Origin of the sequence: Dactylosporangium sp. CA-092794, from assembly GCF_050948465.1 — a bacterium.
Taxonomy (GTDB): domain Bacteria; phylum Actinomycetota; class Actinomycetes; order Mycobacteriales; family Micromonosporaceae; genus Dactylosporangium.
Window position 1 is genome coordinate 5,875,706 of the sequence record NZ_CP192044.1, and the last position, 26,183, is coordinate 5,901,888.

The window sequence follows — 26,183 nt, forward strand, 5'->3', positions numbered from 1 at the left end:
AGGTGGGGTACCTGACATGCCCGATGACGAACAGCTCCTCGATTACCTGCGCCGCCTGGCGACGGATCTGCACGACACCCGTCAACGGCTCCGCCGGGCCGAGGCCGGCGAACAGGAACCCATCGCCGTCGTCGGGATGGCCTGCCGGTACCCCGGCGGCATCCGGACCCCCGAGGAGTTCTGGCGGCTCCTCGCCGCGGGGGAGGACGCCGTCTCGTCGTTCCCGGCCGACCGCGGCTGGGATCTCGACGCGCTCTTCGGTGCCGGCGGCGCCGACTTCACCCGCGTCGGCGGTTTCCTGACCGACGCCGGTGGCTTCGACGCCGCGTTCTTCGGCATCAGCCCGCGCGAGGCCGTCGCGATGGACCCGCAGCAGCGGCTGCTCCTCGAGACGGCGTGGGAGGCACTGGAGCGCGCCGGGATCGACCCGGCCCGGCTGCGGGGCAGCCCGACGGGGGTGTACCTCGGCACGAACGGCCAGGATTACGTGTCGCTGCTCGTCGACGCGCAGGCCGGCGGCGAGGGGCACCTGCTGACCGGCAACGCGGCCAGCGTGCTGTCCGGGCGGCTCGCCTACACGTTCGGGCTCGAAGGGCCGGCCGTGTCCGTGGACACGGCGTGCTCGTCGTCGCTGGTTGCGGTACACCTGGCGGCGCAGGCCCTGCACTCCGGCGACTGCTCCATGGCGCTGGCCGGCGGTGCGATGGTCATGTCGACCCCGGCCGTCTTCGTCGAGTTCTCCCGGCAGGGCGGACTCGCCGGCGACGGGCGCTGCAAGGCCTTCGCGGACGGCGCCGACGGCACCGGCTGGGGCGAAGGCGTCGGCATCCTCGTCCTGGAGAAGCTGTCGGAGGCGCGACGCCGCGGCCACAGGGTCCTCGCCGTCATCCGTGGCACGGCGGTCAACCAGGACGGCGCGTCGAACGGCCTGACCGCCCCGAACGGCCCGGCGCAGCAGCGGGTGATCCGGGCCGCGCTCGCGAACGCGGGGCTCCAGCCGAGCGAGATCGACGCCGTCGAGGCGCACGGCACCGGCACGACGCTGGGTGATCCGATCGAGGCGCAGGCGCTGATCGCCACCTACGGTCAGGATCGGCCCGCGGGCCGGCCGCTGCTGGTCGGCTCGGTGAAGTCGAACATCGGCCACACCCAGGCCGCGGCGGGCGTCGCCGGCGTCATCAAGATCGTCCTGGCCCTGCGCAACGGCGTCCTGCCCAAGACGCTGCACGTGGACGCGCCGTCGTCGCACGTGGACTGGTCGGCCGGCGCGGTCGCGTTGCTGACGGAGGCCACGCCGTGGAAGGCGAACGGCCACCCGCGCCGGGCCGGCGTGTCGTCGTTCGGCATTTCCGGCACGAACGCGCACGTGATTCTGGAGGAGGCCGAGCCGCAGCCGGTGGCGCCGGTCGCGCCGGTCGGCGTGGTGCCGTGGCCGTTGTCGGCGAAGTCGGAGCCGGCGTTGCGGGACCAGGTGCGTCGGCTGGCCGAGTTCGTGGCGGGCCAGTCGTCGGTCGATGCCGTTGCGGTCGGCCGGGCTCTGGCTACCGGTCGGTCGTTGTTCGCGCATCGGGCGGTGGTGCTCGGCCCGAGCACGATTTCGGGTGTGGCGGGTCCGGGTCGCCTGGCCGTCGTGTTCTCGGGCCAGGGCAGTCAGCGGGTCGGTATGGGTCTCGACCTCTATGTACGGTATCCGGTGTTCGCGGCGGCGTTCGATGAGGTGTGTGCGCATTTCCAGACGCCGTTGCGTGAGTTGATCGCTGATGGCGGGGATCTGGATCAGACGGCGAATACGCAGGCGGCGTTGTTTGCGGTGCAGGTGGCGTTGTTCCGGTTGGTGGAGTCGTGGGGCGTTACTCCGTTGTCGCTGGCGGGTCATTCGATTGGTGAGGTGACGGCGGCCTATGTGGCGGGGGTGTGGTCGCTGGCGGATGCGGCGCGGATTGTGGCGGCGCGGGGCCGGTTGATGCAGGCGTTGCCGGCCGGGGGTGCGATGGTGGCGTTGACGGCATCCCACGAAGAGGCCCTCGAGTTGGTTGCCGGGCATGCGGATGTGGGTGTGGCGGCGGTGAACGGTCCGCGGTCGACGGTGATTTCCGGTGCTGCGGACACTGTCTTGGCGTTGGCCGAGTCGTGGCGGGAGCGGGGTGGTAAGGCTCGGCGGTTGCGGGTGAGTCATGCGTTTCATTCGCCGTTGATGGAGCCGATGCTGGGCGAGTTCGCCGCAGTGCTCGACAGTGTCGCCTGGCGTGAGCCGTCGGTCCCGGTGGTGTCGGGCACGCCGGGTGCGGATGTGACCAGTCCGGCGTATTGGGTCGCGCACGTCCGTGAGCCGGTGCGGTATCACGATGCGGTGACCGCGCTTGGTGCGGACATCTTTCTGGAGCTGGGGCCGGACGGGTCGTTGTCGGCGATGGCCGATGGCGGGGTGTGGTTGCCGGCGTTGCGGGCCGGGCGGGACGAGGCCGAGACGCTGCTGGCGGCCGTCGCCGGGGTCCATGTGCATGGTGGGGCCGTCGACTGGGCCGGGCTGATCGGCGGGGTGGAGCGGTATGACCTCGTGCTGCCGACGTACCCGTTCCAGCGCCAGCGGTTCTGGCCGGAGGTGACCCAGCGGACCGCCCTCAACGGCCTCGACACGCTCGGTGCCGACTTCTGGCACGCCGTCCAGCGCCAGGACGCCGACGTGGTCCTCCCCGTGCTCGCATCGCTGCGGCAGCGGCAGATCCGCACCACCGTGGACGGCTGGCGATACCGGGCCGGCTGGTCCCGGATCGCCGCCCGGCCGGCGGCGTTGTCGGGCCTTTGGGCGCTGATCGCCGCTCCTGGCACCGGTGATGACATCGAGGCGGAGTTGGTGGCGGCGGGTGCTGAGGTGGTGCGGCTGAGTCCGGGCGATCCGGTGCCGGAGGTGGCCGGCGGCGTGTTGCTGGCTTCGCAGGGCCGCGAATGTGCCACGGAGTTGCTGGTGGTGGCGCGGCAGTGGGGTCCCGTGCCGTTGTGGGTGGTCACCCGTGAGCTGGACACGAATGCGTGGCAGGGGCAGGTGTGGGGCCTCGGCCGGGTGGTGCGGGCTGAGCAGCCGGATCGGTGGGGTGGTCTGGTCGATCTGGCTTCGGATGCGCCGTCAGGGTCGTTGGTGGCGGCGCTGGGCTGCGGCGAGGACCAGGTCGCGGCGCGGGCGGACGGTCTGTACGGGTTGCGGCTGCGGCATGCCCTGGCCGGGACAGGTGATGGTTGGCGACCCTCGGGCACGGTCCTGGTGACGGGTGGTACTGGCGCTCTCGGGCGCCGGGTCGCACAGTGGCTGGCCGGGCACGGGGCGGAGCGTCTCGTGCTGGTGAGTCGGCGGGGTGGTCCGGCGCCGGATGTCGGTGTTCCGGTGGTGGTTGTGGCGGCGGATGCGGCGGATCGGGATGCGATGGCGGCGGTTCTGGCCGAGTATCCGGTGACGGCGGTCGTGCACGCGGCCGGGGTGGTTGACGATGGTGTGCTGGGGTCGTTGACGCCGGAGCGGTTCGACAGGGTGGCTCGGGCGAAGATCGACGCGGTGTTGAATCTCGACGCGTTGACGGCGGACCTGGGGCTGCAGGCGTTCGTGGTCTTCTCGTCGGTGGCGGCCCTGTTCGGGTCGCCGGGGCAGGGCAACTATGCCGCCGCGAACGGGTTCCTGGACGCCTACGCGCAGCAGCGCCGGGCTCAAGGCGCGCCGATGGTCTCCATCGGGTGGGGTGCCTGGGCCGGCGATGGGCTGGCGGCAGGGATCCGGCGCAGCGGCGTTGCCGGTATGGACCCGGCGCTGGCGGTGTCGGCGCTGGAGCATGCGGTCGGCGCCGGGTATCTCGCCGTCGCCGACGTCGACTGGCGGCGGCTCGTCCAGGCCGCCGGGGGCCGCCTCGGACCCTGGCTGTCCGAGATCCCCGACGTGCGGGCCGCCACCGCCGAACTGGCCACCGCGGCCGGCCCCGCCGGGACGTCGGCGTGGCTCGTCCGGCTCCGCCAGACCCCCGCCGGGCGGCAGCCGGCCATGGTCCTCGCCCTGGTCCGGGAACAGGCCGCCGCCGTGCTCGGGCACACCGACATCGCCGAGGTGCCGGCCGACCGGGTCTTCCGCGAACTCGGCTTCGACTCGCTCACCGCCGTCGAGCTGCGCAACCGGCTCACCGCCGCGACCGGGCTGACCCTGCCGGCCACGCTCGTCTTCGACTACCCGAGCCCCGCCGCCCTCGCCGAGCACCTCCTCGCCTCGGCGAACGGCGCCGGCGCGACCACGGCGGTGGCCCCCATGGTCGCGGCCGGCGACGAACCGATCGCGATCGTCGGCATGAGCTGCCGTTTCCCGGGCGGAGCCGACACGCCCGAGGCGTTCTGGGCCCTGCTCGCGGAGGGCATCGACGCCATCGGCGGCTTCCCCGCCGACCGTGGCTGGGACGTGGCGGCCTGGTCCGGTCCGGACGACGGGGTCGACTTCGCCCGGGCGGGCGGCTTCGTCACCGATATCGCCGGATTCGACGCCGGGTTCTTCGGGATCAGCCCCCGCGAGGCTGTCGCCATGGACCCGCAGCAGCGGGTGCTCCTCGAAACGTCGTGGGAGGCCCTGGAGCGGGCCGGGATCGACCCGGCCGCGCTGCGGGGCAGTTCGACCGGGGTGTACCTCGGCACGAACGGGCAGGACTACCCGGCGCTGCTGAGCATCGCCGACGCGGCCAACGACGGATTCGCCGGCACCGGCAACGCGGCGAGCGTGCTGTCGGGGCGGGTGGCGTACACGCTCGGCCTGGAAGGGCCGGCGGTGTCCGTGGACACGGCGTGTTCGTCGGCGCTGGTCGCGGTACACCTGGCGGCCCAGGCGCTACGGTCCGGCGAATGCGGCCTCGCGCTGGCCGGTGGTGTGACGGTGATGTCGACGCCGTCGATCTTCGTCGAGTTCGGGCGGCAGGGCGGGCTGGCCGCCGACGGGCGGTGCAAGGCCTTCGCCGACGCGGCCGACGGCACCGCCTGGGGCGAAGGCGCCGGCGTGCTCGTCCTCGAGCGGCTGTCGGAAGCTCGCCGCAACGGGCACCAGGTGCTGGCCCTCGTCCGGGGCAGCGCCGTCAACCAGGACGGCGCCTCGAACGGCCTGACGGCACCGAACGGTCCGTCGCAGCAGCGGGTGATCCGGGCCGCGCTCGCCAACGCCGGGGTCCAGGCGAGCGAGATCGACGCCGTGGAGGCGCACGGCACCGGCACGACCCTCGGCGACCCGATCGAGGCCCAGGCGCTCATCGCCACCTACGGGCAGGACCGGCCCGCGGACCGGCCGCTGCTGCTCGGCTCGGTGAAGTCGAACATCGGCCACACCCAGGCGGCGGCCGGCGTCGCCGGGATCATGAAGATGGTCCTCGCCCTGCGCCACGGCGTCCTGCCCAAGACGCTGCACGCGGACGTGCCGTCGTCGCACGTGGACTGGTCCGCCGGGGCCGTCCGGCTGCTGACCGAGGCCACGCCGTGGAACGCCAACGGCCACCCGCGCCGGGCCGGGGTCTCCTCCTTCGGCGTCAGCGGTACCAACGCGCACCTCATCCTCGAGGAGGCGGAGCCGGAGCCCCGGCCGATCGGGGAGGTGGCCGGGCCGGTGCCGTGGCTGTTGTCGGCGAAGACCGAAGCGGCCCTGCGGGACCAGGCGGCGCGGCTGGCCGGATCCGTCGCGCCCGGCACCGACGTGCTCGCGGTCGCCCGGGCCCTGGCCACGACCCGGTCGGTGTTCGCGCATCGGGCGGTGGTGGTGGCCGAGGATGTGGCCGGGTTCGTGGCCGGTCTGGCGGATGTGGATGTTTCGGTGGTCCGGGGGACTGGTGATCCGGTGTTTGTGTTTCCGGGTCAGGGTGCGCAGTGGGTGGGGATGGGTTTGGCGTTGTGGGATGCCGAGCCGGTGTTCGCCGAGTCGATGGTTCGTTGTGCGCTGGCGTTGGAGCCGTTCGTGGACTGGCAGTTGCGGGCGGTGCTGGGTGATGCGGAGTTGCTGGCGCGGGTGGATGTGGTGCAGCCGGCGACGTGGGCGGTGATGGTGTCTCTGGCTGAGTTGTGGCGTTCGGTGGGTGTGCGGCCAGCGGCGGTGGTCGGGCATTCGCAGGGTGAGATCGCCGCGGCGGTGGTCGCGGGTGGGCTGTCCCTTGAGGACGGTGCCCGGGTGGTTGCGCTGCGCAGCAGGGCGATCCTGGAGCTGTCCGGGTCGGGTGGCATGGTGTCGGTGCCGCTACCGTTGGAGCGGGTGCTGGCCCTGATCGGGCCGGGCCTGTCGGTGGCGGCGGTGAATGGTCCGGCGCAGGTGGTGGTGAGCGGGTCTGGGGCGGATGCGTTTGCGGAGGCGCATGCCGATTTGGGTGTACGCCGGATCAATGTGGATTACGCGTCGCATTCGGTGCAGGTGGAGGCGTTGCGGGATCGGCTTGAGGCGGATCTGGCCGGGTTGGATCCACGTGACGGCGAGGTGGCGTTCCATTCCACTGTGGACGCATCGGACGTCGAGGGTGGGTATTGGTATCGGAATTTGCGGTATACGGTTCGGTTCGGTGATGTGATCGCGGCGCTGGTTGCTGCGGGGCATCGGACGTTTGTCGAGGTGAGTCCGCACCCGGTCTTGGCGATGGCCGTTGAGCAGGCCGGCGAGGACCTGATCGTGGCGGGCACGCTGCGGCGGGACGACGGCGGGCGGGAACGCTGGCTGCGATCCCTGGGCGCCGTGCACGTTGCCGGGGTGCCCGTGGACTGGGCGGCCGTGCTCGGGCCGGCCGCCGGGACGCGCGCCGTCCTGCCGACGTACGCGTTCCAGCGGCGCCGGTACTGGCCCCGGATCAGCGCCGGCCGGGCCGGCGACATCGGCGCCGTCGGCCTCCGCGCGTCCGCGCACACCCTGCTGGGCGCCACCATCTCGCTCGCCGGCGGCGACGGGATCCTGCTCACCGGCCGCCTGTCGCTCGCCGCCCAGCCGTGGCTGGCCGACCACGCCGTCGGCGGGACCGTCCTGCTGCCCGGCACCGCGTTCGCCGACCTCGCCGTCCACGCCGCCGACCAGGTCGGCTGCGCCGTCGTCGAGGAACTGACCCTGCACACGCCGCTGGTCCTGCCCCCGCAGGGCGGCCTCCAGCTCCAGGTCTGGGCCGGCGACGCCGACACCGCGGGACGGCGGCCCGTCAACATCTACTCCCGCGCCGACGAACCGGGCACCGCCTGGACCCGGCACGCCACCGGTGTCCTCGGCCCCGCCGCCCCGCCGGCCCCGGCCGCGCTCACGACCTGGCCGCCCGCCGGTGCGGAGCCGGTCCCGGTCGACGGCTGGTACGAGCGGCTCGCCGAGGGCGGCTACGGCTACGGCCCGGTGTTCCGCGGCCTGCGGGCCGTGTGGCGCGACGGCGACGACGTGTACGCCGACGTCGCCCTCCCCGAGCAGGCCCCCGCCGCCGGATTTGGGGTCCACCCGGCCGTCCTCGACGCCGCCCTGCACCCCATCGGCCTCACCGGACTGGCCGGCGACGGCGAGACGGTCCTGCCGTTCGCCTGGAGCGGTGTACGCCTCTTCGCCACCGGCGCGACCGCCTTGCGCGCCCGGCTGACCCGCGCGGACGGCGGCGTCGCCGTGACCGTCTTCGACCTGGCCGGGCAGCCCGTGCTGGCGGCCGAGTCGCTGGTCCTGCGGCCGGTCCAGGCGGGGCAGCCGGCGGCGAGCGCCCAGGATCTGTTCACGGTCGACTGGATCCCGGTGCCGGCCGCGGCGACCGGTGACCTGACCGCCGAGGTGCTCGCGGTCCCGGCACTGAGTGCGCAGGCGGCGACGGTGCTGGTGCTGGAGCGGTTGCAGGCGTGGCTGGCGGAGCCGTCGGCGGACCGGTTGGTGGTCCGGACGGCCGGTGCTGTCGATGGTGGTGATTTGGGTGCGGCGGCGGTGTGGGGGTTGGTGCGGTCGGCGCAGTCGGAGCATCCGGGGCAGTTCGTGCTGCTGGACGGCGACTTCGACGTGGCGGCCGTGCTCGCGTCCGGTGAGCCGGAGCTGGCCGTTCGTGATGGTGTCTTGCTGGCCCGGCGGCTGGTGCGGGCGGTGGGTGGCCGGGCCGAGCCGCGTGCGCTCGATCCGGACGGCACGGTCGTGGTCACGGGTGGCACCGGGACGCTGGGTGGTCTGCTGGCCCGGCACCTGCTCGCCGAGTACGGGGTCCGGCATCTGCTGCTGGTGTCCCGGCAGGGTCCGGCCGCCCCGGGTGCTGCGGAGCTCATGGCGTTGGGGGCGGAGGTCGTGGCGTGTGATGTCGCTGATCGGGGTGCGCTCGCTGTGGTGTTGGCGGGTCGGCGGATGACGGGTGTGGTGCATGTCGCGGGTGTGCTGGATGACGGGGTGGTGGAGTCGCTCTCTGGCGAGCGTCTTGCGGGGGTGTTGCGGGTGAAGGCGGATGCGGCGTGGCATTTGCATGAGTTGACCCGGGGTCAGGATTTGGCGTGGTTCGTCATGTATTCGTCGGCCGCGGCCACGTTCGGGGCGGCTGGGCAGGGCAACTACGCGGCGGCCAACGCTTATCTCGACGCCCTTGCATTGCGCCGGCGGAACGAGGGTCTCGCCGGGCAGTCTCTCGCCTGGGGCCTGTGGGAGCAGCGCTCGACGATGACCGGCCATGTCGACATGGGCCGGGGCGCAGCCGGAACGCTCTCCGCCGAGCACGGGTTGGCCCTGTTCGACACGGCGCTGCGAACCGACCGGGCCCTGGTGGTCCCCATCCGGCTCGACCTCGCCGGGCTGCGCCGGGCCGGGGCGGCTGCGGTGCCCCCGCTGCTGCGCGTGCTCGCCGGCGGCACCGCCCGCCGGACCGCGGCCACCGCCGGCACCGGCGGCGACCTCGCCGCCCAGCTCGCCGTGCTCAGCGCCGACGACCGTGAGCGGGTCGTCCTGGAGACCGTGCGGGCGCAGGCGGCGATCGTGCTCGGGCACGCCGGCGCCGATGCCGTCGAGCCCGATGTGGCGTTCCGGGACCTCGGCTTCGACTCGCTGACCGCGGTCGAGCTGCGCAACCGGCTCGCCGCCGGCACCGGGCTGCGGCTGCCGGCCACGCTCGTGTTCGACCACCCCAACGCGCGGGTGCTGGCCCGGTTCCTGCTGGCCGAGGTGTTCGGCGCCCCGGCACCGGCCCGCCGGCCGGCCCGGACCGCCGTCGACGAGCCGATCGCGATCGTCGGCATGGGCTGCCGTTTCCCCGGCGCCGCCGACACCCCCGAAGCGCTGTGGACGCTCGTGGCCGCCGGCCGCGACGCGATCGCGGACTTCCCGGCCGACCGCGGCTGGGACCTCGGCGCCGTGTACGACCCCGACCCCGAGCACCTCGGCACCAGCTACGTCCGGGAAGGCGGATTCGTCGCCGACGCGGCCGGGTTCGACGCGGGCTTCTTCGGGATCAGCCCGCGCGAGGCCGTGGCGATGGACCCGCAGCAGCGGCTGCTGCTGGAAACCACGTGGGAGGCGATCGAGCGGGCCGGGATCGACCCGGCCCGGCTGCGCGGCACCGACACCGGGGTCTACGTCGGCATCACCGGCTCCGACTACGGCATCGGGCTGGCCGGCGACCCGGACAACGGGCACGTCCTCACCGGTACCACGACCAGCGTGGCCTCCGGCCGGGTCGCCTACACGTTCGGGCTCGAAGGACCGGCCGTGTCCGTCGACACCGCCTGCTCCTCCGCCCTCGTCGCCGTCCACCTGGCCGCGCAGGCACTCCGCTCCGGTGAGGTCGGTCTCGCCCTGGCCGGTGGCGTCTCGGTCATGGCGACGCCGGTCGCCTTCATCGAATTCTCCCGGCAGCGCGGCCTGGCCACCGACGGGCGCTGCAAGCCTTTTGCCGAAGCCGCGGATGGTACCGGCTGGGGCGAGGGCGCCGGCATGCTCGTCCTGGAGCGGCTGTCGGATGCGCGCCGCAACGGGCATCAGGTCCTCGCCGTGGTGCGGGGGAGCGCGATCAACCAGGACGGGGCGTCGAACGGTTTGACGGCGCCGAACGGTCCGTCGCAGCAGCGGGTGATCCGGGCCGCGCTGGCCAACGCCGGCCTGCGGCCCGCCGAGGTCGACGCGGTCGAGGCGCACGGCACCGGCACGACCCTCGGCGACCCGATCGAGGCGCAGGCGCTGCTCGCGACCTACGGCCAGGACCGCCCGGCCGACCGTCCACTGTGGCTGGGGTCGGTGAAGTCGAACATCGGCCACACGCAGAGCGCCGCCGGCGCGGCCGGGATCATCAAGATGGTCATGGCCCTGCGGCACGGGCTCCTGCCCCAGACGCTGCACGTGGACGCACCCTCGTCCCACGTGGACTGGACAGCCGGCGCCGTCGAGCTGCTCACGTCGGCGCGGCCGTGGACTGCCGACGGCCATCCGCGCCGGGCCGGGGTGTCGTCGTTCGGCATCAGCGGTACCAACGCGCACGTGATCCTGGAAGCAGCGGAGCCGGCGCCGCTCCCCGCAGCGGCCGCGGCCGGGCCCGTGCCGTGGCTGCTGTCGGCCAAGACCGAACCGGCCCTGCGCGACCAGGCGGCCCGGCTGGCCGGTTTCCTGGCCGAGCGCCCGGGCACCGACCTCGCCGCGGTCGCCCGCTCCCTGGCCGCTCGGTCGTCGTTCGCGCACCGGGCCGTCGTGGTCGCCGACGACCGCGAGCGCCTTCTGGCGGACCTGGCGGAACCGCCGATCCGGGGCGTTGCCGCGACCAGCGCCGATCCGGTGTTCGTGTTTCCGGGTCAGGGTGCGCAGTGGGTGGGGATGGGTTTGGCGTTGTGGGACAGCGAGCCGGTGTTCGCCGAGTCGATGGCCCGTTGCGCGCTGGCCTTGGAGCCGTTCGTGGACTGGCAGTTGCGGTCGGCCCTGGGCGATGCGGAGTTGCTGGCGCGGGTGGATGTGGTGCAGCCGGCGACCTGGGCGGTGATGGTGTCCCTGGCCGAATTGTGGCGTTCGGTGGGCGTGCGCCCGGCCGGTGTCGTGGGCCATTCACAAGGTGAGATCGCCGCGGCGGTGGTCGCGGGTGGACTGTCCCTTGAGGACGGTGCCCGGGTGGTGGCGCTGCGGAGTAGGGCGATCCTGGAGTTGTCGGGGTCGGGTGGGATGGTGTCGGTGCCGCTGCCGTTGGAGCGGGTGCTGGCCCTGATTGGACCGGATCTGTCGGTGGCGGCGGTGAACGGTCCGGCGCAGGTGGTGGTGAGCGGGTCCGGGGCGGATGCGTTCGCGGAGGCGCATGCCGATTTGGGTGTACGGCGGATCAATGTGGACTACGCATCGCATTCGGTACAGGTGGAGGCGCTGCGGGACCGGCTCGAGGCGGATCTGGCCGGGTTGGATCCGCATGACGGCGGGGTGCCGTTCCATTCCACTGTGGACGCGGCTTCGGGTGGTGAGGGTGGGTATTGGTATCGGAATTTGCGGTATACGGTTCGGTTTGGTGATGTGATCGCGGGGCTGGTTGCTGCGGGGCATCGGACGTTTGTTGAGGTGAGTCCGCACCCGGTCTTGGCGATGGCCGTTGAGCAGGCCGGCGAGGACCTGATCGTGGCGGGCACGCTGCGGCGGGATGACGGCGGGCGGGACCGGTGGTTGCGGTCCCTGGGCGCAGTGCACGTCGCCGGAGTCGGTGTGGACTGGACAGCGGTGCTGGGCGGGGCCGGCGCGTCGCCCGTGGAGCTGCCGACATATCCGTTCCAGCACCAGCGGTTCTGGCCGAACACGGCCGGCGGCCGCCTCGGTGACGTCGGCTCCGTCGGCCTGCGCCCGTCCACCCACCCGCTCCTCGGCGCCACCGTCTCCCTCGCCGAGCACGGCGGCGACGGCATCCTGCTCACCGGCCGGCTCTCCCTCGCCGCGCAGCCCTGGCTCGCCGACCACGCCGTCGGCGGTGCCGTGCTCCTGCCGGGCACCGCGTTCGCCGACCTCGCCGTATTCGCCGGTGACCAGGTCGGCTGCGCCGCGGTCGACGAGCTGACCCTGCAGGTACCGCTGATCCTGCCCGCCCGCGGCGGAGTGCAGGTGCAGGTGTGGGCCGGCGGCCCCGACCCGTCCGGCCGGCGCCCGGTCAACATCTACGCCCGCCCCGAAACCCCGGACGACACCGACAACCCGTGGACCCGGCACGCCACCGGCACCCTGTACCCGCAGACCGGTCAACCCCCGGCCGCGCTCACCGCGTGGCCGCCCGCCGGTGCGGAGCCCGTCCCGGTCGACGGCTGGTACGAGCGGCTCGCCGCGGCCGGCTACAGCTACGGGCCGGTGTTCCGCGGCCTGCGGGGCGTGTGGCGGGACGGCGCGCACGTGTACGCCGACGTCGCCCTCCCGGCCGAGCTGCCGGTCGACGGGTTCGGGGTACATCCGGCCGTCCTCGACGCCGCCCTGCACCCCATCGGCCTCACCGGACTGGCCGGCGAGGGCGCGGTCACGCTGCCGTTCGCGTGGAGCGGCGTCCGCCTCTACGCCACCGGCGCGACCGCACTGCGGGTACGGCTGACGGCAATCGGCCCGGAGACCCTCGCCGTGGCCGTCTTCGACACCGCGGGCGAACCGGTGCTCAGCGCCGACTCGCTCACGCTGCGCCCGGCGACGCCCGTGGCGCAGCCGGTGCCAGGCGCCCACGACCTGTTCGCCGTGGAATGGGTGCCGCTGCCGCCGGTCGCGCCGGTCGATACGGATGTGGTGGTGTTCGAGCCGCCGGTGGGTGATGTGCATGTGGTGACGGCGGCGGTGTTGGAGCGGTTGCGGTTGTGGCTGGCGGGGCCGGGTGGGTCGCGGTTGGTGATCCGGACGGATGGTGCGACGGATGGCCGGGATCCGGCGGCGGCTGCGGTGTGGGGTTTGGTCCGTTCGGCGCAGTCGGAGCATCCGGATCGGTTCGTGCTGGTGGACGGGCCGGTCGAGGCGGCGCTTGCGGTCGCGACCGGTGAGCCGGAGGTCGCGGTTCGCGGCGGTGTGCCGCACGGGCGGCGGCTGGTGCGGGCGGGTGCGGGCCGGCCGGCGTTGCCGGCGCACCGGGCGTGGCGGCTCGACGTGTCCGAGACCGGCAGCCTGGAGAGCCTCACGGCGCTCGACTGCCCCGAGGCCGCGGCGCCGTTGCTGCCCGGGCAGGTCCGGATCGCGATCCGGGCCGCCGGGATGAACTTCCGCGACGTACTGCTCGGCCTCGGCCTGGCCCCGGCCGGCACGATGGGCAGCGAGGCCGCCGGCGTCGTCGTCGAGACCGGCCCCGGGGTCACCGGGCTCACCTCCGGCGACCGGGTCCTCGGCATGCTCGACCGCGCGTTCGGCCCCGTCGCCGTCGCCGACCAGCGACTCCTCGCCCGGATCCCGGACGGCTGGTCGTTCACCCAGGCCGCGAGCGTGCCCATCGTGTACCTCACCGCCTACTACGGCCTGCGGGACCTCGGCCGGGTCCAGCCGGGGCAGCGGGTGCTCATCCACGCCGCGGCCGGCGGTGTCGGCATGGCCGCCGTCCAGCTCGCCCGGGCCTGGGGCCTGGAGGTGTACGCCACCGCCAGCGCCGGCAAGTGGCCGGTCCTGCACGCGCAGGGCTTCGACGACGCCCACCTCGCCTCGTCCCGTGACCTCGGCTTCCGCGAGCGGTTCCTGGCCGCGACGGACGGCGCGGGCGTCGACGTCGTCCTCAACTCCCTGGCCGGGCCGTTCGTGGACGCCTCACTGGACCTGCTGCCCCGCGGCGGCCGGTTCGTCGAGATGGGCAAGACCGACATCCGCACCGGCGTCACCCACCCCGGCGTCGAGTACCAGGCGTTCGACCTGTTCGACGCCGGCATCGAGCGGATCGCCGAGATGCTCGCCGAGATCCTGGACCTGTTCGCCGCCGGAGTGCTGCAGCCGATCCCGGTCACCGAGTTCGAGGCGTCCCGGGCGGTCGAGGCGCTGCGGCACCTGCAGGCCGCCCGGCACGTCGGCAAGGTCGTCCTTCGGCTGCCCGCCACGCCGGACCCCGACGGTACCGTCGTGATCACCGGCGGCACCGGCCTGCTGGGCGGGCTGCTGGCCCGGCACCTGGCCGAGGTCCACGGCGTGCGGAACCTGCTGCTGCTGTCCCGGCAGGGTCCGGCGGCCGAAGGCGCGGATGCGCTGATCGCCCTCGGCGCGGAGGTGGTGGCGTGTGACGTCACCGACCGGGCGGCGCTCGCGTCGGTATTGCACGGGCGCCGGATCACCGGGGTCGTGCACACCGCCGGGGTCCTGGACGACGCGACCGTGGAATCGCTGACGCCGGACCGGCTGGAAGCCGTGCTGCGGGCGAAGGCGGACGCGGCCTGGCACCTGCACGAGCTCGCCCAGGATCAGGATCTCGCGTGGTTCGTCATGTACTCCTCGGCGGCGGCGACGTTCGGTGCGCCCGGGCAGGGCAACTATGCCGCCGCCAACGCCTACCTGGACGCCCTCGCGCTGTACCGCCGCAACGAGGGCCGCGCCGGGCAGTCCCTCGCCTGGGGACTGTGGGAGCAGCGGTCGGCGCTGACCGGGCAACTCGGCGGGGCCGACCTCGCCCGGATGCACCGCGGCGGCGTCGGCGCCCTCACCGCCGAGGAGGGCTTGGCCCTCTTCGACGCCGCGGTCCTCGCCGACCGGCCCCAGCTCGTCCCCGTCCGGCTCGACATCACCGCGCTGCGGCAGGCCAAGACCGGCGTACCGGCGCTGCTGCGGACCCTCGCCGGCGAACCGGGCCGCCGCGCCGCCGCCACGTCCACCGGCAGTGCGAGCCTCGCCGGCCGGCTCACGGCGCTGCGCCCCGGTGAACGCGAACGGGCCGTCCTGGAGACCGTGCGGGCGCAGGCGGCGATCGTGCTCGGCCATGCCGGGGCCGATGCCGTCGAGCCGGACGTGGCGTTCCGGGATCTCGGCTTCGACTCGCTGACCGCGGTCGAGCTGCGCAACCGGCTCGCCGCCGGCACCGGGCTGCGGCTGCCGGCCACGCTCGTCTTCGACTACCCGAACCCGACGGCCCTGACCCGGTACCTGCTCACCGAACTCCTCGGCGGCTCGACCGCCGTCGTGGCCCAGGGCCAGGCCGCGGTCGACGAGCCGATCGCGATCGTCGGCATGGCGTGCCGGTTCCCCGGCGCCGCCGACACCCCCGAAGCGCTGTGGGCCCTGCTCGCCGGCGGCGTCGACGCGATGGGCGCGTTCCCCGCCGACCGGGGCTGGGAACAGGCCGGCTGGTACGAGCCGGACCGGGCCGGACAGGGCGGATTCCTGACCGACGCCACCGGGTTCGACGCCGGCTTCTTCGGGATCAGCCCCCGCGAGGCCGTGGCGATGGACCCGCAGCAGCGGCTGTTGCTGGAAACGTCGTGGGAGGCGATCGAGCGGGCCGGGATCGACCCGGCCGGGCTGCGCGGCTCCGACACGGGGGTCTACGTCGGCATCGCCGGCTCCGACTACGGCATGGGCCTGGCCGCCGACCCCGACAACGGGCACGCGCTCACCGGCCTCAGCAGCAGCGTCGCCTCCGGGCGGCTCGCGTACACGTTCGGGCTCGAAGGACCGGCGGTGTCCATCGACACCGCCTGCTCGTCCGCCCTCGTCGCCCTGCACCTCGCCGCGCAGGCCCTGCGCTCCGGCGAGTGCACGATCGCCCTGGCCGGCGGCGTGACCGTCATGTCGACCCCGGGCATCTTTATGGAGTTCGCCCGGCAGGGTGGACTGGCCGCCGACGGGCGCTGCAAGGCCTTCTCGGACACCGCCGACGGCACCGGCTGGGGCGAGGGCGCCGGCATCCTCGTCCTCGAGCGGCTCTCCGAGGCCCGCCGTCGCGGCCACCACGTCCTGGCCCTCGTCCGCGGCAGCGCGGTGAACCAGGACGGCGCCTCAAACGGTCTGACCGCCCCGAACGGCCCGTCCCAGCAGCGCGTGATCCGGCAGGCCCTGGCCAACGCCGGGCTACGGCCGGACCAGGTCGACGCCGTCGAGGCGCACGGCACCGGCACGACGCTGGGTGACCCGATCGAGGCGCAGGCGCTGATCGCCACCTACGGCCAGGACCGGCCCGCGGATCGGCCGCTGCTGGTCGGCTCGGTCAAGTCCAACATCGGCCACACCCAGGCCGCGGCGGGCGTCGCCGGCGTCATCAAGATCGTCCTGGCCCTGCGCAACGGCGTCCTGCCCAAGACGCTGCACGTGGACGCGCCGTCGTCGCACGTGGACTGGTCGGCCGGCGCGGTCGCGTTGCTGACGGAGGCCACGCCGTGGGAAGCGAATGGTCGCCCCCGCCGGGCCGGCGTGTCATCCTTCGGCATTTCCGGCACGAACGCGCACGTGATTCTGGAGGAGGCCGAGCCGCAGCCGGTGGCCCCGGCCGAGCCCGCCGGGATGGTGCCGTGGCCGTTGTCGGCGAAGTCGGAGCCGGCGTTGCGGGACCAGGTGCGTCGGCTGGCCGAGTTCGTGGCGGGCCAGTCGTCGGTCGATGCCGTTGCGGTCGGCCGGGCTCTGGCAAGCGGCCGGTCGTTGTTCGCGCATCGGGCGGTGGTGCTCGGCCCGAGCACGATTTCGGGTGTGGCGGGTCCGGGCCGACTGGCCATCGTGTTCTCGGGCCAGGGCAGTCAGCGGGTCGGTATGGGTCTCGACCTCTATGCGCGGTATCCGGTGTTCGCGGCGGCGTTCGACGAGGTGTGTGCGCACTTCCAGACGCCGTTGCGGGAGTTGATCGCTGATGGCGGGGATCTGGATCAGACGGCGAATACGCAGGCGGCGTTGTTTGCGGTGCAGGTGGCGTTGTTCCGGCTGGTGGAGTCGTGGGGGATCCGGTCCGACGTTCTTGCCGGTCATTCGATTGGTGAGGTGACCGCGGCCTATGTGGCTGGGGTGTGGTCGCTGGCGGATGCGGCGCGGATTGTGGCGGCGCGGGGCCGGTTGATGCAGGCGTTGCCCGCCGGTGGGGCGATGGTGGCGTTGACGGCGTCGCATGAGGAAGCGCTCGCGTTGGTTGCCGGGCATGCGGATGTGGGTGTGGCGGCGGTGAACGGTCCACAGTCGACGGTGATCTCCGGTGATGCAGAGACTGTCTCGGCACTGGCCGAGTCGTGGCGGGAGCGGGGTGGTAAGGCTCGGCGGTTGCGGGTGAGTCATGCGTTTCATTCGCCGTTGATGGAGCCGATGCTGGCCGAGTTCGCCACCGTGCTCGACAGCGTCACCTGGCACGAGCCGTCGATCCCGGTCGTGTCGGGCACGCCGGGTGCGGATCTGGCCAGTCCGGCGTATTGGGTGGCGCACGTCCGGGAGGCGGTGCGGTATCACGATGCGGTGACCGCGCTTGGTGCGGACATCTTTCTGGAGCTCGGGCCGGACGGGTCGTTGTCGGCGATGGCTGACGGTGGGGTTTGGCTGCCGGCGTTGCGCAACGGGCGGGACGAGGCCGAGACGCTGCTGGCCGCCGTCGCCGGGGTCCATGTGCATGGTGGGGCCGTCGACTGGGCCGGGCTGATCGGCGGGGTGGAGCGGTATGACCTCGTGCTGCCCACATACCCGTTCCAGCACCAGCGGTTCTGGCCGCAGGTCACCGCCGCCCGCCCCGGCGACGTCACCGCCCTCGGCCAGCGCGGTGTCAGCCACCCGCTCGTCGGCGCGGCGGTACCCCTCGCCGATGGCGAAGGGGTCGTCCTGACGGGCAGGCTGTCGGCCGCGACCCAGCCCTGGCTCGCCGACCACGTCCTCATGGGCTCCGTCATCGTCCCCGGCACCGCGTTCCTCGACCTCGCCATGTACGCCGGCGACCAGGCCGGCTGCGGCACCGTCGACGAGCTCACCCTGCAGGTCCCGCTGGTGCTGCCCGAGCACGGCGCCGTGCAGCTGCAGGTCTGGGTCGGCGACCCGGACGGCACCGGCCGCCGCCCGCTCACCGTCCACTCGCGCCCCGACGGCGGCGAGGGCGCCTGGACCCGGCACGTCGCCGGCGTCCTCAGCCCCGGCACCGGCCTGGCCCCCGCCGCACTGACGAACTGGCCGCCGACCGGCGCGGAGCCGGTACCCGTCGACGGGCTCTACGAGCGCATGGCCGCGGGCGGCTACGCCTACGGGCCGGTGTTCACGGGCGTCCGCGCCGTCTGGCGGGCCGGCGACCACGTGTACGCCGAGGTCACCCTGCCCGAACCGGCCACGCCCGACGGGTTCGGCGTGCACCCGGCCGTCCTCGACGCCGCGCTGCACCCGATCGGCTGGACCGGTCTCGCCGGGGACGGCACGGCCGTGCTGCCGTTCGCCTGGACCGGGGTGCGGCTCTACGCCACCGGCGCGACGACCCTGCGCGTCCGGCTCGCCGGCACCGGCACCGGCGGTACCACCGTGGAAGTCTTCGACCTGGCCGGGCAGCCCGTGCTGGCCGCCGAGTCGCTGGTCCTGCGGCCGGTCTTCCCGGAGCGGCCGGCGGCCGGCGCGCAGGACCTGTTCACGATCGACTGGGTCCCGGTGACCGCGACCGAGCCGCCGGGTGACCTGACGACCGAGGTGTTCGCGGTTCCGGCGCTGGATGCGCACGCGGCGACGGCGCTGGTGCTGCAGCGGCTGCAGGCGTGGCTGGCGGCCCCGTCGGCGGACCGGCTGGTGATCCGGACCCGCGGTGCCGTCGATGGCGGCGATCTCGGTGCGGCGGCGGTGTGGGGGTTGGTGCGGTCGGCGCAGTCGGAGCACCCGGGGCAGTTCGTGCTGCTCGACGGCGAGTTCGACCTCGGCGCGGTGGCCGCGAGTGGTGAGCCGGAGCTCTCCGCCCGAGACGGCGTCCTGCACGCCCGGCGGTTGATCCGGGCGGCCGGCGGCGACACCCAACGGCCGGCGCTCGACCCGGACGGCACCGTGGTCATCACGGGTGGCACCGGGACGCTGGGTGGTCTGCTGGCCCGGCACCTGCTCGCCGAGTACGGGGTCCGGCACCTGCTGCTGCTGTCCCGGCAGGGTCCGGCCGCGCCCGCCGCCGCGGAGCTGACGGCGCTCGGTGCGCAGGTCGTCGCCTGTGACGTCGCCGACCGGGACGCCCTCGCCGCGGCCCTGGCCGGGCACCGGATCACGGGCGTGGTGCACACCGCGGGCCTGGTCGACGACGGCGTCATCGAGTCCCTGACGCCGCGGCGGCTGGCCGGTGTCCTGCGGGCCAAGGCGGACGCGGCCCGCAACCTGCACGAGCTGACCCTGGACCAGGACCTGGCCTGGTTCGTCATGTACTCCTCGGCCGCGGCCACCCTCGGGGCGGCGGGGCAGGGCAACTACGCGGCGGCCAACGCCTACCTCGACGCCCTCGCGCAGCACCGCCGCAACGAGGGCCGCGCCGGGCAGTCCCTCGCCTGGGGCCTGTGGGAGCGGCGCTCGACGATGACCGGGCACCTCGACCAGGCCGACCTCGCCCGGATCAGCCGCGGCGGCATCCGCGCGCTCACCGCCGAGCAGGGCCTGGCCCTGTTCGACGCGGCCGTGCGGTCCGGCCGGCCGAACCTGGTGCCCATCCGGCTCGACGTCGGCGCGCTGCGCCTCGCCGGGGCGGCCGGCGTACCGCCGCTGCTGCGCACCCTCGCCGGCGGATCCGTTCGCCGGGCCGCGGCCAACACCGGCGGCCGCGACGACCTCGTCCGCGAGCTCGCCGCCCTGGCCGCCGAGGAGCGCGAGCGCACCGTCCTGGACCTGGTCCGCGCCCAGGCCGCGGTCGTCCTCGGCCACAGCACCCCGGCCGGGATCGACCCCGACATCGCGTTCCGGGACCTCGGTTTCGACTCGCTCACCGCCGTCGAACTGCGCAACCGGCTCGCCGCCGGCACCGGGCTGCGGCTGCCGGCCACGCTCGTCTTCGACTACCCCAGCGCCCGGGTCCTCGCCGGGCACCTGCTCGCCGAGGTGTTCGGCGAGCAGCCCGGCGCGGTGACCAGGAGCCCGGCCGCCGCCGCGGCCGACGAGCCGATCGCCATCGTCGGGATGGGCTGCCGGTTCCCCGGCGGGGCCGACACGCCCGAGCGGCTGTGGGAGCTGCTCGCGGCCGGCGTCGACGCGATCAGCGGCTTCCCCGCCGACCGGGGCTGGGATCCGGCCCTGTGGTTCGACCCGGACCCCGAGCATCCGGGCACCAGCTACGTCCGCGAGGGCGGCTTCCTGGCCGACGTCGCCGGCTTCGACGCCGGGTTCTTCGGCATCAGCCCCCGCGAGGCCATGACCATGGACCCGCAGCAGCGGCTGCTGCTCGAAACGTCGTGGGAGGCGATCGAGCGGGCCGGGATCGATCCCACCCGGCTGCGCGGGACCGCCACCGGCGTCTACGTCGGGATCGCCGCCTCCGGCTACGGCCTCGGCACCGACGCCGGCGACGGGCACGGCCTGACCGGCATGACCACCAGCGTCGCATCCGGGCGCGTCGCCTACACCCTCGGCCTGGAGGGGCCGGCCGTGTCCGTCGACACCGCGTGCTCGTCGTCGCTGGTGGCGGTACACCTGGCGGCGCAGGCCCTGCGATCGGGGGAGTGCTCGATGGCCCTCGCCGGCGGCGTCGCGGCCATGGCGACCCCCGGCATCTTCGTCGAGTTCTCCCGGCAACGCGGCCTGGCCACCGACGGGCGCTGCAAGCCTTTTGCCGAAGCCGCGGATGGTACCGGCTGGGGCGAGGGCGCCGGCATGCTCGTCCTGGAGCGGCTGTCGGACGCGCGCCGCAACGGGCATCAGGTCCTCGCGGTCGTTCGTGGCAGCGCGATCAACCAGGACGGGGCGTCGAACGGTCTCACGGCGCCGAACGGTCCGTCGCAGCAGCGGGTGATCCGGGCCGCGCTGGCCAACGCCGGCCTGCGGCCCGCCGAGGTCGACGCGGTCGAGGCGCACGGCACCGGCACGACCCTCGGCGACCCGATCGAGGCGCAGGCGCTGCTCGCGACCTACGGCCAGGACCGCCCGGCCGACCGGCCGCTGCGGCTCGGCTCGATCAAGTCCAACATCGGCCACACCCAGACCGCCGCCGGCGTCGCCGGGATCATCAAGATGGTCCTCGCGATGCGGCACGAGCTGCTGCCCGAGACGCTCCACGTCGACGCGCCGTCGTCGCACGTGGACTGGACGGCCGGCGCGGTACGGCTGCTGACGGAGCCGACCCCGTGGACGGCGGCCGGCCGGCCGCGGCGGGCCGGCGTGTCCTCGTTCGGCATCAGCGGCACCAACGCCCACATCATCCTGGAGGAGGCGGAGCCGCGGCCGGCCTCCGTCGCGGAACCGGCCGGCGTCACCGCCTGGCCGCTGTCGGCGAAGACCGGACCGGCGCTGCGGGACCAGGCACGGCGGCTCGCCGACGCCCTGGCGGAGACCGAGGCGGACCCCGGGGCCGTCGGGCGGGCCCTGGCGACGACCCGGGCCGTGTTCGCGCACCGGGCGGTCGTCGTCGCCGAGGACCGCGCCGCGTTCCTGGCCGGACTCACCGACCTGGACACCTCGGCGGCCGTGGTCCGCGGCACGGCCACCGGCCGGCCCGACCCGGTCTTCGTGTTCCCCGGCCAGGGCGCGCAGTGGGCCGGGATGGGGCTGGCGCTGTGGGACGCCGAGCCGGTGTTCGCCGAGTCGATGGCCCGCTGTGCGATGGCCCTGGAGCCGTTCGTGGACTGGCGGCTGCGGGCGGTGCTGGGTGACGCCGGGATGCTGGAACGGGTCGATGTGGTGCAGCCGGCGACCTGGGCCGTGATGGTGTCCCTCGCGGAGCTGTGGCGGTCGATCGGGGTACGTCCGGCGGCGGTCGTCGGGCACTCGCAGGGCGAGATCGCCGCGGCCGTGGTCGCCGGTGGACTGTCCCTTGAGGACGGTGCCCGGGTCGTGGCGCTGCGGAGCAAGGCGATCCTGGAGCTGTCCGGCTCGGGCGGCATGGTGTCGGTGCCGCTGCCGCTCGACGAGGTGCTGACCCTGATCGAGCCGTGGGGTGCGGACCTTTCGGTGGCGGCGGTGAACGGCCCCGCGCAGGTCGTGGTCAGCGGGTCCGGGGCGGCCGAGTTCGCCGAGGCTCATGCCGCTTCGGGGGTACGGCGGATCAATGTGGACTACGCGTCGCACTCGGTGCGGGTGGAGGCGCTGCGGGATCGGCTGGGAGCGGACCTGGCCGGGCTGGATCCGGCCGAGGGGACGGTGCCGTTCCATTCCACTGTGGACGCTGTGGACGGCGAAGGCGGCTACTGGTACCGGAATCTGCGGCACACGGTCCGGTTCGGTGACGTGATCGCGGCGCTGGTCGCGGCCGGGCATCGGACGTTCGTCGAAGTCAGCCCGCACCCGGTCCTGGCGATGGCCGTCGAGCAGGCCGGCGAGGACCTGGTCGTCTCGGGCACGCTGCGCCGCGACGACGGTGGCCGGGAACGGTGGCTGCGCTCGGCCGCCACCATGCACGTGCACGGCGTCGCCGTCGACTGGACGGCGCTGCTCGGCGGGGCCGGCTCCCCGGAACCGGACCTGCCGTCGTACGCGTTCCAGCACCGGCGGTACTGGCCCCGGCTCAGCGGCGGCCACACCGGCGACGTCGGCGCCGCCGGGCTCACCGCGGCCGGGCACCCGCTGCTCGGGGCGACCGTCTCCCTCGCCGGCGGCGACGGCATTCTGCTCACCGGCCGCCTGTCGCTGGCCGCGCAGCCGTGGCTCGGCGACCACGCCCTGCTCGGCTCGGTCCTGCTGCCCGGCACCGCGTTCGTCGAGTGGGCCGTGCACGCCGGCGACCAGGTCGGCTGCGCCGTCGTCGACGAGCTCGCGCTCGCCGCCCCGCTCGTCCTGCCGGCCGAGGGCGGCACCCAGATCCAGGTGTCGGTCGGCGAACCCGACGGCAGCGGCCGGCGCCCGGTCAACGTGTACTCGCGCGTCGAGGGACTCACCGACGCGTGGACCAGGCACGCCACCGGCACGCTGAGCCCGGCCGCCGGGCCGGCCCCGGCCGCACCGGAGAGCTGGCCGCCGGCCGGCGCGGAGCCGGTCGACGTCGACGGGTTCTACGCCCGGCTCGCCGCCGATGGGTACGTCTACGGGCCGGCCTTCCAGGGCCTGCGATCCGCCTGGCGGGCCGGCGAGCACGCCTACGCCGAGGTCGAGCTGCCCGAACCGGTCGCGGCCGACGGGTTCGGCCTCCACCCCGCGCTGCTCGACGCGGCGCTGCACCCGATCGGACTCACCGGGCTGCTCGGCGACGCCGGCGCGGTCCTCGCGTTCTCGTGGAGCGGCGTCCGCCTGCACGCCACCGGCGCCCGCGCCCTTCGGGTCCGGCTGAGCGCGACCGGCGGCGGCCTGGCGGTGGCGGTCTTCGACCCCGCCGGCCGGCCCGTCCTCAGCGCCGACTCGCTGGTCCTGCGGGCGATCACCGCCGCCGGGACCGGCCCCGGCGACGGTGCGTCGCGTTCGCTGTTCGCGCTGGAATGGACGGCGTTGCCGGCCGGCGAACCGGCCCGCGGCGAGCGGCCGGACGTGGTGCTCCGGCTCCCGTCGGCGCCGCCGTCCGCGGATCTGCCGGCGGCGGTGTACGCGGCCACGTCGATGGTGCTCGACCGGCTGAAGACCTGGCTCGCCGACCCGCGGGCCGAGAGGGAGCGGCTAGCGGTCGTGAGCCGCGGCGCCACCGACGGATCGGACCTGGCCGCCGCGGCGGTGTGGGGCCTGATCCGGTCCGCGCAGGCCGAGCACCCGGACCGGTTCCTGCTGCTCGACCTCGACGAGGACGGCGACGACGGCCTCGACGACTATCTGGCGGCCGCCGCCGGCAGCGGGGAGCCCGAGATCGCCGTGCGCGGCGGCGTGCTCCACGCGCGGCGGCTGACCCGCGCCGGCAACGGCCGGCTCGCCCTGCCCGGTCCGGACCGGATGCCGTGGCGGCTCGAGACGACCGAGGACGGCGTGGCGGTCACCGACGACCCGGACGCCCTCGCGCCGCTGGCCGCCGGGCAGGTGCGCATCGCCGTGCGGGCCGCCACTCTGGGTGCCGCGCCCGGCGCGGTCGCGGGCGTGGTCCTCGACACCGCGCCCGGCGTCACGGCGGTGGCGCCCGGCGACCGCGTCACGGCCCGGTCCGCCGGTGCCCCCGGGCTGATCGCGACCGTCGACGACGGTGCGGTGGACCGGATCCCGGCCGGCACCACGTTCGCCGAAGCGGTCGCGGCCGGCCCGGTGCCGGTGTTCGAGGCCGCCCGCGCGCCCGAAGCGCTGCGGCACCTGGCCGACGGGCCGGTCGTCCTGCGGATGCCGGCCGGCCCCGACCCGCACGGTACCGTCGTCATCACCGGCGGCACCGGAGTCCTGGGTGCGCTGCTGGCCCGGCACCTGGTGACCGTCTACGGGGTACGGCACCTGCTCCTGCTCTCCCGCCGGGGCCTCGCCGCCCCGGGCGCGCCGGAGCTCGTCGCCGACCTGACCGCGCTCGGCGCGCAGGTCCGCCTGGTCGAGGCCGACGCCGGGGACCGCGCGGCGGTCGCCGCCGCCCTTGCCGCCGTCCCGGCCGGCCACCCGATCACCGGCGTCATGCACACCGCCGGCGCCATCGACGACGCCACCATCGCCTCCCTGACCGACGAGCAGCTGCGCGGGGTACTGCGGACCAAGGCCGACGCCGCCTGGTGGCTGCACGAGCTGACCCGCGACCTCGACCTCGCCTGGTTCGTCATGTACTCCTCGGCCGCCGCGACCTTCGGCTCCGCCGGCGTCGGCAACTACACCGCCGCCAACGCGGTCCTCGACGCCCTGGCCGAGCACCGCCGCGCCGCCGGGCTGGCCGCGCAGTCCCTCGCGTGGGGGCTGTGGGAGGCCCCCGGCTCGGCGATCAGCGGCGGGCTCACGGACGCCGACCTGGCCCGCATGGCCCGCAGCGGCATCGCCGCGCTCTCGCCCGAGCAGGGCATGGCGCTGTTCGACGCCGCCGTCCGGGTCGACCGGTCGCTGCTGGTGCCGATCCGCCTCGACGTGAGCGGGCTGCGCCGGGTCGGGGCCGGGGGAGTGCCGCCGCTGTTCCGGGCCCTCGCGGGCGGGTCCGGCCGGCGGGCCGCGGCCGGTCCGGCGGCCGGGGTCGACCCGGTCGCCGGGCTGGCCGCCATGGACGCACAGGAGCGGGCCCGGACCGTCCGGCGGCTCGTCCACGCCCAGGCCGCCGTGGTGCTCGGCCACGACCGGCCCGAGGCCGTCGACCCCGAGACCGGGTTCCGGGACCTCGGGTTCGACTCGCTGACCGCCGTCGACCTGCGCAACCGGCTGGCCACCGCGACCGGGCTGCGACTGCCCGCGACGCTGGTGTTCGACCATCCGACCGTCGCGGCGCTGACCGCGCACCTGCTCGACCAGCTCGCGAATGCGGGTGCCGCCGCCGATCCGGCCGCACCGCCCGCACCGGCGCCGGCGGGACCGGCCCGGGTGTCCAACCTCGCCGAGATGTATCTGCGGGCCGAGGCCGGGGGCGGCGACGCCCGGGAGGAGTTCTTCGGGCTCATGCAGGGCCTCGCGAGGCTGCGCCCGGCCTTCGGGGCGGACGCGGCCGCCGGGGCCGTCCGGCCACCCGAGCGGATCGCCACCGGCGCCGCCGAGCCGAAGCTGTACCTCTTCACGCCGTACGTCGCCCCGATCCTGCCCTACGTGCGGCTGGCGGCCGCGTTCCAGGGCAGCCGGGACGTGTCCGTCCTGCACCCACCCGGGTTCCGGGCCGGCGAGCGGCTCCCGGCCGACCTCGGCGCGCTCGTCGACGCCTACGCCGAGGCGATCCTGGCCGACGACCACGGCACCGCCTTCGCCCTCGGCGGGGCCTCCAGCGCCGGGTTCATCGCCCACTGGGTGGCCCGGGAGCTGGCCCGCCGGGGCGTGCCGCCGGCCGGGATCATCCTGCTCGACACGCCCTCGGAACAGGATCTGCGGGTCGTCGAGGAGGACGGGCCGCTGTGGCAGCGGGAACTCGCCGAGGAGGTCCGGCGCTTCGGCGACGACGGCGACGACAGCTGGGTCTCCGCGATGGCCCGCTACATGAGCCTGCCGTGGCTGCCCGCCGCGCCGGTGGACGTGCCGACCCTCCAGGTGCGGGCGACGAGCCGGATGGGCGAGCCGGACGACACCGCGGACCGGCGGTTCTCGTGGAGCGCGGCGAGTTCGGTCACCCTCGCCGACGTGCCCGGCAATCACCTCCAGCTGTGCAATGAATACGCGCCGCAGACCGCGCGGGTGGTGAACGAATGGCTCACCCGGGACGCCGGATAGCCGCCGT

Annotated in this window: 1 protein-coding gene; it reads left to right on the forward strand. The window is 74.6% G+C overall.

The genetic code is table 11. The annotated features are described in order from the left end of the window. The first annotated feature begins 16 nt into the window (after positions 1 to 16). Positions 17 to 26,176, forward strand: coding sequence for a type I polyketide synthase (locus ACQPXD_RS24935; protein ID WP_432842510.1), 26,160 nt, complete (start codon positions 17 to 19; stop codon positions 26,174 to 26,176). Positions 26,177 to 26,183: the final 7 nt, after the last annotated feature.